Source organism: Pseudomonas sp. 1 R 17 (assembly GCF_900067035.1).
Classification (GTDB): domain Bacteria; phylum Pseudomonadota; class Gammaproteobacteria; order Pseudomonadales; family Pseudomonadaceae; genus Aquipseudomonas; species Aquipseudomonas marginalis.
In genome coordinates this window covers 253,149-263,024 of the sequence record NZ_FKLB01000019.1, presented here as the reverse complement: position 1 = coordinate 263,024, position 9,876 = coordinate 253,149, and the positions used below count along the sequence as shown (strand labels likewise).

At 61.5% G+C, this 9,876-nt stretch carries 10 protein-coding genes; 5 read left to right on the top strand and 5 right to left on the bottom strand.

Annotation, left to right across the window (positions count from 1 at the left end; translation table 11 throughout):
- Positions 1-17: 17 nt before the first annotated feature.
- From BFP99_RS04290 to bcsQ, 5 genes are all read left to right on the top strand, one after another.
- Positions 18-683, top strand: coding sequence for an SGNH/GDSL hydrolase family protein (locus BFP99_RS04290; protein ID WP_065925771.1), 666 nt, complete (start codon positions 18-20; stop codon positions 681-683).
- Complete coding sequence (locus BFP99_RS04285; RefSeq protein WP_065925770.1) at positions 683-1,348, top strand: DUF4397 domain-containing protein; 666 nt, start codon at positions 683-685, stop codon at positions 1,346-1,348. Before BFP99_RS04290 ends, BFP99_RS04285 begins: the two co-directional genes overlap by 1 nt.
- A gap of 17 nt (positions 1,349-1,365) precedes the next feature.
- Positions 1,366-2,781, top strand: coding sequence for an MBOAT family O-acyltransferase (locus BFP99_RS04280; RefSeq protein ID WP_027605097.1), 1,416 nt, complete (start codon positions 1,366-1,368; stop codon positions 2,779-2,781).
- 12 nt (positions 2,782-2,793) lie between these two features.
- Positions 2,794-3,918, top strand: a complete 1,125-nt coding sequence (locus tag BFP99_RS04275) for an alginate O-acetyltransferase AlgX-related protein (protein ID WP_065946687.1) — start codon at positions 2,794-2,796, stop codon at positions 3,916-3,918.
- Positions 3,919-4,093: 175 nt separating this feature from the next.
- Entirely contained in the window at positions 4,094-5,023 is a 930-nt protein-coding gene (gene bcsQ, locus BFP99_RS04270) for a cellulose biosynthesis protein BcsQ (protein ID WP_065946686.1), read from the top strand.
- A gap of 240 nt (positions 5,024-5,263) precedes the next feature.
- On the opposite strand, the gene BFP99_RS04265 is transcribed toward bcsQ, so the two are convergent.
- The 5 genes from BFP99_RS04265 to BFP99_RS04245 form a co-directional block, all read right to left on the bottom strand.
- Positions 5,264-6,451: a methyltransferase gene (locus tag BFP99_RS04265; protein ID WP_065946685.1), complete on the bottom strand. Its 1,188-nt coding sequence runs from the start codon at positions 6,449-6,451 to the stop codon at positions 5,264-5,266.
- Entirely contained in the window at positions 6,432-7,121 is a 690-nt protein-coding gene (locus BFP99_RS04260; RefSeq protein WP_065925766.1) for an ABC transporter permease, read from the bottom strand. The genes BFP99_RS04265 and BFP99_RS04260 overlap by 20 nt, the downstream gene beginning before the upstream one ends.
- Positions 7,121-7,813, bottom strand: coding sequence for an ABC transporter permease (locus tag BFP99_RS04255; protein ID WP_027605092.1), 693 nt, complete (start codon positions 7,811-7,813; stop codon positions 7,121-7,123). The genes BFP99_RS04260 and BFP99_RS04255 overlap by 1 nt, the downstream gene beginning before the upstream one ends.
- Positions 7,814-7,887: 74 nt before the next feature.
- Entirely contained in the window at positions 7,888-8,640 is a 753-nt protein-coding gene (locus tag BFP99_RS04250; RefSeq protein ID WP_065925765.1) for an ABC transporter substrate-binding protein, read from the bottom strand.
- Between the two features lie 13 nt (positions 8,641-8,653).
- Positions 8,654-9,427, bottom strand: coding sequence for an ABC transporter ATP-binding protein (locus BFP99_RS04245; protein WP_065925764.1), 774 nt, complete (start codon positions 9,425-9,427; stop codon positions 8,654-8,656).
- Positions 9,428-9,876: the final 449 nt, after the last annotated feature.

The following is a 9,876-nucleotide window of genomic DNA, read 5'->3' as shown; positions in this document are numbered from 1 at the left end:
TTAAATCGGAGTCATTCATGCCTGTTTCTGCGATTGCCGGCCTAACCATGCTGGTACTGGGCGAAAGTCATATGAGCTTTCCCGATTCGTTGCTCAACCCGCTGCAAGACAACCTGACCAAGCAAGGCGCGGTGGTTCATTCCATCGGTGCCTGCGGTGCTGGTGCGGCGGATTGGGTCGTACCGAAAAAAGTCGAGTGTGGCGGCGAGCGCCTGCCCACCGGCAAAGCGGTGATCTACGGCAAGAACGCCATGAGCACCACGCCGATCCAGGAACTGATTGCCAAGGACAAACCCGACGTTGTCGTGCTGATCATCGGCGACACCATGGGCTCGTACACCAACCCGGTGTTCCCCAAGGCCTGGGCCTGGAAAAGCGTGACCTCGCTGACCAAGGCGATCACCGACACCGGCACCAAGTGCGTGTGGGTCGGTCCGCCGTGGGGCAAGGTCGGTTCCCAGTACAAGAAGGACGACACCCGCACCAAGCTGATGTCGGCCTTCCTGGCCAGTAACGTGGCGCCGTGCACCTACATCGATTCGCTGGCCTTCTCCAAGCCGGGCGAGTGGATCACCACTGACGGCCAGCACTTCACCATCGACGGCTACCAGAAATGGGCCAAGGCCATTGGTACGGCCCTGGGCGACCTGCCGCCATCGGCCTACGGTAAAGGAAGCAAATAATGAAACGCATGACTCTGGGCCTGGCGACCTTGCTCGCCAGTGTCAGCGCCTACAGCGCCGACATCCCGTTGTACCCCACCGGGCCGGAGCAAGACGCAGCGTTCCTGCGTTTTGCCAATGGCACTCCCGGCGAGTTGAAGCTGGTGGCGGACGGTTCCAAGGCCAGCCTGGTGTTGAGCGGGGATAAAGCCGTGTCGGCCTTCCTGCCGGTGGTGGGGGGTGACAAGCCGATCAAGGGCGTGTTGAGCCGCGACGGCAAAAACGCCGACCTGTCGGTGACCGTGGCCCCCGGCGAATTCGCCACCGTGGTCGCGTTGGTCGACGCCCAGGGCGCCACGCGCCAGTTGGTGGTGCGTGAGCAACCGGACGACTTCAACGCGCTCAAGGCTTCCCTGGCCTTTATCAACGCCGATGCCGCCTGCGCCGACGCCAGCCTGGAAGCCGTGGCCCAAAAGGCCGAGCTGTTCAAGAAGGTGGCCGAAGGTTCGTTGCAACGCCGCATGATCAACCCGCTGGAATTGTCGGTGCAGCTCAAGTGCGCCGGTGCTCCGGTGGGCCAACCGCTGACGTTCACCCTCAAGGCGGGTGAGCGCTATAGCGTGCTGGCCGTCCCTTCGGCTGCAGGTTCGAAGTTGCTGTTCGCTTCCGACGCACTCGCTAACTGATCGGGCCCGACACCACCATGGTCTTTGCCTCACTCGAATTCCTCACGCTGTTCCTGCCGGCCTTCCTGTTGATCTATGCCCTGGCTCGTCCGAGCTGGCGCAACGTCATCCTGTTGATCGGCAGCTGGTTGTTCTACGGCTGGCTGAGCCCGTTGTTCCTGTTCCTGCACATGGTGTTGACCGTGGTGGCATGGGTCGGCGGCCTGCTGGTGGACCGTTCCCGTGAGGACGGCAAAGGCCGGGTGCGCCTGTTGATCGCGTTGATTGTGTTCAACACGGCGGTGCTGTGTTGGTACAAGTACGCCAACATCGTCGCCGGTACCGTGAGCGAGGTGATCACCTGGTACGGCGCCATGCCGCTGGATTGGCAGCGCGTGGCCTTGCCGGCCGGCTTGTCATTTATCGTGCTGCAGGCGATTTCCTACCTGGTGGACGTGCACCGTCATACGGTGCCGGTGGAACGCAGCTTCATTAATTACGCCACGTACATTTCGATGTTCGGCCACTCGATTGCAGGCCCGATCATCCGTTATGACTGGGTTCGCCGTGAGCTTAACCAGCGTTATTTCAACTGGCCGAATTTCTCCCTCGGCGCGCGGCGCTTCATGATCGGCATGGGCATGAAAGTGCTGGTGGCGGACACCTTGTCGCCATTGGTGGACATTGCCTTCCACCTGGAAAACCCCAGCCTGGTGGATGCGTGGATCGGTTGCCTGGCTTATTCGCTGCAACTGTTCTTCGACTTCGCCGGCTACAGCGCCATGGCCATCGGCCTGGGCCTGATGCTGGGCTTTCACTTCCCGGAAAACTTCAACCGCCCGTACCTGGCCAGCAGCATCCAGGACTTCTGGCGTCGTTGGCACTTGTCGTTGTCCAGTTGGTTGCGCGACTACCTGTATATCGCCCTGGGCGGTAACCGCGACGGCGTGTGGCGTACCTATCGCAACCTGTTCCTGACCATGGCAATCGCCGGGTTGTGGCACGGCGGCGACAGTTGGAACTACCTGTTGTGGGGGGCGGCGCATGGTATCGCGCTGTGTGTGGATCGCGCCTGGTCGCGGTCGAGCCTGCCGCGCATTCCGCCGGTGCTGTCGCACATCCTGACGTTGCTGTTTGTGTGCCTGGCCTGGACCTTGTTCCGCGCGCCGGACTTCCATTCGGCACTGACCATGTACGCCGGCCAGTTCGGTATGCATGGCGTGGCCTTGGGTGACGCCATGGCCGTGGCCATGCGCCCGGCCCACGGCATGGCGGCGTTGCTGGGCCTGGTATGCATCATTGCGCCGATCTGGCAGGTGCGTTGCGAGCAGCGTTTCGGTACCCAGCCCTGGTTTGTGGTGGCCGCTTCGTTGTGGCCGGTGGCCGGGTTTGTGTTGTCGTTCGCGCTGATCGCCAGCCGCGACGCCGTACCGTTTCTGTACTTTCAGTTCTAAGGACGCCCAACCATGCCCGCTCCTACCGCGCCGACTCCTCCGAGCGACTTGGCTGTTCGCACCAGCCCCCTGGCGGCCTGGGTGCTGGTGCCCTTCCTGGCGGCGGGGCTGCTGTCCTGCGCCTGGCTGATGGTGAAGGGGCCGATCAGCTTCTTGCCCGCCAAGGTCGACAGCGACATGCTGCTGCACGGTGAGTTGACCCACCGTTTCGCCAAGGAACTGGCCAAGGCGCCGATGGCGATCCAGGCGGCCAACCTGGAACGTGGCGCAAGCTGGCTGGCGTTCGGCGACACCGGCCCACGCGTGCGGCCGGGTTGCCCGGGCTGGCTGTTTATCAGCGATGAACTGCGCATCAACCGCCACGCCCAGGCCAACGCACAGACCAAGGCCCAGGCCGTGATCGACCTGCAGCGGCAACTGGGTGAAAAAGGTATCGAGCTGCAAGTGGTGGTGGTACCGGACAAGAGCCGCATTGCGGTTGCCCAGCTGTGTGGCTTGTACCGACCGGCAGTGTTCAACAGCCGGATTCAGGACTGGACGGCCACTTTGCAGGCCGCTGGAGTGTCCGCGCTGGACCTCACTGATACCTTAAAACCCCTCGGGCCCGAGGCATACCTGCGCACCGACACCCACTGGAGCGAAATCGGCTCCAACGCCGGCGCCCAGGCGCTGGCAAAACGCATCCAGCAACGTGAGATCAAGGCTACGCCCGAGCAAACCTTTGAGATCTCCCAGGCACCGCTTGCCGTGCGCCCCGGTGATCTGGTGCGCCTGGCCGGTCTCGACTGGTTACCGCCGAAGTTGCAGCCCCCGGGAGAGTCGGTCGCGGCCAGCTCCGCCCACGAAGCGGGTGGCGCCACCAGCAACACTGTTGACCTGTTCGGCGACGCCGGGTTGCCCAATGTGGCACTGATCGGTACTTCGTTCTCGCGCAATTCCAACTTTGTCGGCTTCCTGCAGAAAGCCCTGAACGCTCCCGTGGGCAATTTCAGCAAGGACGGCGGCGAGTTCTCCGGCGCAGCCAAGGCGTACTTCGACAGCCCGGCGTTCAAGCAAACCCCGCCGAAGTTGTTGATTTGGGAAATCCCTGAGCGGGATCTGCAGACTCCATACGACGCGATCAGCATTGGTCGGTAATTTGACGTTTTGCCGTTTATCTAAAAAGTAGACGGCTTAGCCATCAAAATAATGACACTTTTGTGCGCTTGAAGCAGACTGCCTGCACAAGGGCGACCATAAGAAGACCTGCGGTAAGCAGTCGTATCAGCTGACCTTTTCACGTCTTTAAGCTTCGCCGTGAGGAGGGTGCGCTATGAGCTTTACCGACGGTCTTCTTGCTCTGCTTGGCAAAGATGTCAGGCGTGACCCCCGTGGCCTGAATTCGCGACTGCACTTTTTTGGCAGCATTCCCGTGGAGGATGGCACCCCCTTTCCCCCTCAAGATTCCACTGTACAGTCCGCACTGATGGAGAAGGCCGAGCGGCGCCCTTGCGTGGTGGCGCTGGTGTCGGTCAACGGAGGCGTGGGGCGCAGCACACTGGCCACCCTGTTGAGCAGTGGTTTGCAGCGCCTGGGCGAATCGGTGGTGGCGGTGGACCTGGACCCGCAAAACGCCTTGCGCCGTCACTTCGGTGTCGCTCCGACCTCACCGGGCATCGGCCTCGCCAGCCTGCAGAATGCGCATTGGAAACACATCCAGCAGCCCGGTTTTGTCGGCAGCCGCGTCATTACCTTTGGCGACACCGATATCCGGCAGCAGGACACCCTGCAGCGCTGGCTGAAACATGAACCGTACTGGCTGGCGCAGCGGCTGCACGCCTTGGGCCTGGACGCCCGCCACACGGTGATCCTCGATACCCCCGCCGGTAACAGCGTCTATTTCCATCAAGCCGTGAGCGTGGCGGATGTGGTGCTGGTGGTCGCCCAGGCCGACGCGGCGTCCCTGGGAACCCTGGACCAACTCGATGGGCTGCTGGCGCCGCACCTTGAGCGCGACCGAGCGCCGCACGTTCACTACGTGCTTAACCAGCTGAATGAGGACAGTGCCTTCAGCCTGGATATGGTTGAGGCATTCCGGCAGCGACTGGGGACGAAAGAGCCGTTTGAGGTGCATCACGACGTAGGGATCAGCGAAGCCCTGGCGTTCGGCGCCGACCCGCTGGACAGCCAGGCGTTGAGCCTGGCCGGTGACGATATCAATGAGCTTTGCCGTCTGCTGATTGCCCGCAAAAAGCAACTGTAAATGCCGGTTTATGTGCTTGACGCCAGATGCTTATGCACAATTGGTTGTTTGGGCTGTCGCGAAATGATCAGGTTGTGGAGCCATTCTCAACACCCCGCAACTGCCTGTTTTACGTGCGTTTTATTCTGTGAACAAAAAATGAACAACGTGGCTTTTTGCCTGTAGCGCAGGTAGCCACAGGCCTTGTAAAGATTCCATCAACAGAGTTATCCACAGGCTGGGGTGCGACAATCCTGCCCCTTAATCGCGCTCGGCAAGCACCATCAAGTTGCGTGGTGTCAGTGTGGTTTCGCAGAAGCTGCCCACTTCGACCCTGTAGCCACGTTCGCCAAGAAACAGTGCCCGATCCAGTACCAGCCACACTTCAAGTGGGCGCCGAAACAGCCCACGCAGCAACTCCAGGTTCCTGACCTCGGCCAAACGTTGCCAGCCGTGCGCTTCCAGCGCCGCCCAATCCTGTTCACCTGTGGATAACCCTTTGATACTGGCCAACGCCTGGCAGTAGTCGGCGAAGGGTTTGTCCAGCCAACCGGCGGGCAGGGAAGGGGTAGGCAGGTACTCGTCGCAGTGGCGTAACTGGCGTTGCAACTGATCGAAACCCAGGCGGCGCGCCATGGAGATGTCCCGCTGCAGCCGCACGCGTTTACCGGCCGTGACGGTTTCGCTGAGGGGCAGGCCAAGATCGTCGACCGACAACTGCAAGGCTGAAGCACGGCCCGCTTCGGACAGCGGCTGGTAGGCGTCCGTGTTGATGCGGTTGTAGCAGCACGGCGCCACGGCCAGTTGCTTACAGCCGGCGGCACTGGCCAATTGCAGCAGGCGCACATGCAGGTCGCCGCAGGCATGCAGGGCGACGGGGGTGTGCTCGGGGTCTAGGCTCACGTCCGCCATGACATCTTGCAGGCGGTGGGTGACGGGCAGGCCGTGGTGGTCGCTCAAGGCCTGGCCTGCCGCGATCAGCGCCGGGTCGCATTCCAGGCAGGTCAGCTGTTGGTTGGTGTGCAGCAGGCGGCGGCCGAGGTGGCCCTTGCCGGCGCACCAGTCCAGCCAATGCCGGGGTGTTTGCGCAAACTGCAGCGCAGCGCCGAAGGCTTCGATTTGCTGCCACTTGCGCCCGGGTACGTCGACATTCAGGCGGCGCGCCGCCGGTTGCAGGGGCTGCGTCGGTAACTTATCCACAGCACTGAGGCGCAAGGCTTCGCGGGCCAGTGAGGGAAAAGGCGCCGGCGCCGGTAGGGTGTGGGGATGGTTGTGGTTGGTTTCCGCGTCGGACAACGAGCGTTGACGCAGCCATCGGGCCAGTTGCGGATGCTCGGTTTCCCAAGGCAACTGCCGATGAGTAAAGGGCCGTGGTCGCCACAGCCCTTGGTGCTCGATCAGAAACGCATCCAGCGCCTCGAAGCGGGCTTCAACGTCCCTGGCAGGCATCGACGCGCAGCCAGCGTTCCAGCAGCCTGAAGCCGCGTACCAGCAGGAAGGAGATCAGCAGGTAGAACACGCCGGCGGTGAAGAACATCTCCACCGTCAGGTAGTTGCGCGCGATGATCGTCCTGGCCATGCCGGTCAGTTCCAGCAGGGTCACGGTGCTCGCCAGCGAGCTGGCCTTGAGCATCAGGATCACTTCGTTGCTGTAGGCCGGCAATCCGATGCGCGCGGCCCGGGGCAGTACGATGTAGAACAGCGTCTTGGGCCTGGACATGCCCAACGCACGGGCGGCTTCGATTTCCCCAGGCGGAATGGCCTGGATGGCACCCCGCAGGATCTCGGCGATGTACGCGGCGGTGTGTAGCGTCATGGTGGCGGTGGCACACCAGAACGGATCGCGCAGGTACTTCCACATGAAGCTTGAGCGGATGCTGTCGAATTGGGCCAGGCCGTAATAGACCAGGAACAACTGCACCAGCAGCGGCGTGCCGCGAAAGAAAAAGATATAGGCGTAGGGCAGGGCGCGCACAGACAGGTGCTTGGACGAGCGCGCGATACCTAGGGGGATGGCCAGGATCAGGCCGAGGATCACAGCGATGCTCACCAGCTCCAGGGTCAGGATGGCACCCTGGATAAACTTCGGCAGCCACTTGATGATGACTTCCCATTCCATTACGTCGTCCTCACGAAGCCGCGGGCGGCGCGTTGTTCCAGGAAGTGCATGGCCACCATCGACAGCGACGTCAGGCCCAGGTAGATGAATGCGGCGACCATATAGAAGGTGAAAGGCTGTTTGGTGACGGTTACGGCGATCTGCGCATGGCGCATGATTTCTTCGAGGCCGATGACCGTGACCAGCGCGGTATCTTTCATCAGGATCAGGAACAGATTGCCCAGGCCCGGCAGGGCGATGCGCCACATCTGCGGCATGATCAACCGGGTAAAGATACGAAACTTCGACAGACCCAGCGCCACACCCGCTTCGCGGTGGCCTTTGGGAATGGAGATGATTGCACCCCGCAGCACTTCCGTGGCGTAGGCGCCGAAACACAGGCCCAGGGCGATCACGCCAGCGGCAAAGGCGCTGAGGGACAGGTCGGGAATGTCGAGCAACTCACCCAGTGAGCGCATGGCGTTGATCGTGCCGAAGTAGATCAGCAGCACCCACAGCAGCTCCGGCACACCGCGAACGATTGTCGAGTAAGTACCGCCCAGCCATTGCAACGGCTTGTACGGGGAAGTCTTGGCCAGGGCACCGGCGAGGCCGAGTACCAGCCCCAGGCATAACGCCGTGAGCGCCAGTTTGACGGTCATCAGCGCGCCGGCAGCGAGAGCCGGGCCGAATCCGTAGAGATCGAAATTCATGGTGTCTTCATATCGCGGCAGGCATTGCTGAAAGCCGGCGCGCTCAAGTGAGCGCGCCGGGCAGGCCGTTCAGGTCATTCGATGCTGAACGGGAAGTACTTGTCGTTGATCTTCTTGTAGGTGCCGTCTGCCTTGATCTCTGCCAGGGCTTTGTTCAGGCGCTCGCGCAGCGGGTCGCCCTTGCGTACGGCGATACCGATCTTGTCGCTCTCGACAACCGGGTCGCCCTTGAACTCGTAGGCCAGGCCGTCTTTGCTCTTGAGCCATTCGTACTGCACGTACTTGTCGGCGAGGATCCCGTCGAGGCGGCCGGACGTCAGGTCAAGGTAGGCGTTTTCCTGGGTGTCGTAGAGCTTGGCTTCGGTGTCAGGCAGCTTGTCTTCCAGGTAGGTGCCGGCCAGCGTCGCGCGTTGGGCGCCGATGACCTTGCCCTTCAGGTAGGCGGCGTCGGTCTTGAAGTCTGCGGTGGCTTTGGGCGCGATGAACTGCAGCTTGTTGGAGTAGTACGGGTCGGTGAAGTCGACGGCTTGCTTGCGCTCGTCGGTGATCGACAGCGAGGACACCAGGAAGTCGAACTTCTTGGCATTCAGGGCCGGGATGATGCCGTCCCAGTCGGACACATACACGTCGCACTTTTCGACTTTCATCTTGGCGCACAGGGCGTCGCCGATGTCTTTGTCGAAGCCGACCACTTGGCCGCTGGCGTCTTTATTGTTGAACGGCGGGTAGGCCGCTTCGATCCCCATGGTCAAGGTTTCTGCCATGGCCGTGGCGCTGAACGCCATCGAGACGGCCGCGGCCAGAAGGAATTTTTTATAGTTCTGCATGCATGTTGCTCCGTTAGCGGTTGCTGGACATGAATTGTTTGCAGCGCGCCGAAAGCGGGTTTTCAAACACCTGCTGTGGCGATCCTTGCTCTTCGATCAGGCCCTGGTGGAGGAACACCACTTCACTGGAGACCTGACGGGCGAAGCCCATTTCGTGGGTGACCAGCAGCATGGTGCGGCCTTCTTCGGCCAGCGCGCGGATCACATTAAGTACTTCCTGGACCATTTCCGGGTCAAGGGCTGAAGTGGGTTCGTCGAACAGGATGACCTTGGGCTGCATCGCCAGGGTGCGCGCGATGGCCGCCCGTTGTTGCTGGCCGCCGGACAATTGCGCGGGGTAGGCATGGCGCTTGTCGGCGATGCCGACCTTGTCCAGCAGGGCTTCGGCCACTTCTATTGCCTCGGCCTTGCTCTGGCCGAGCACACGGCGAGGGGCCTCGATGATGTTGTCGAGGATGCTCATGTGCGGCCACAGGTTAAAGTTTTGAAACACAAAACCGATTTCGCTGCGCAGGCGGTTGATCTGCTTGCCGTCTGCGGCCATCAGCTCGCCGTTTTTCGCGGCCTTGAGCTTGAGCTCTTCGCCGGCCACGAGGATCTGGCCCTGGTGCGGGTTTTCCAGCAGGTTGATGCAGCGCAGGAACGTGGACTTGCCGGAACCGGAGGAACCCAGGATCGAGATCACATCGCCGTCGCGAGCGGTCAGCGAGATACCTTTGAGTACCTCCAGCTCACCATAGCGTTTATGCAAGTTGCGGATTTCAAGCGCGGGCGTGGCCTCGGCCATGTGGGGTCCTCATTGTGTTCATTGCGATCTTCGCTGTTGGGCCGCCTTCCTGGCGAGGCGCCAAGCTAGCATAGCGTCCTGATGGCGGCCAACAGCGCGGCGGGCGGTAAACGGGCGGTGTGCGGCAGGGTGTCGCATCGGCACAGCAGGGTGTCGCGCCATCAACAACCGAACAACCGTTTTAACCCGTGAACCCGCAGGCTTCGCGTGAAAAAGGGCGCGATGGTGCCAGCTTTGGCCGGGTGTTGGAAGGATTAAACGGGCAAACGGTAGCTATCGGCCCTTTTATGGCGCGCCGCGTACTTTTCGTGTGTGTTTTTGGTGCGCTTGTTCGTCTTGAAAGTGAGTCGCACGGTAACGCTATAGCGGAATGCCATTGTTCTCAATGACTTGCGATGACTGGTGAATCGTCCTGCAGGCCGCGTCAATCGCGGTTTTGTAACATTTTG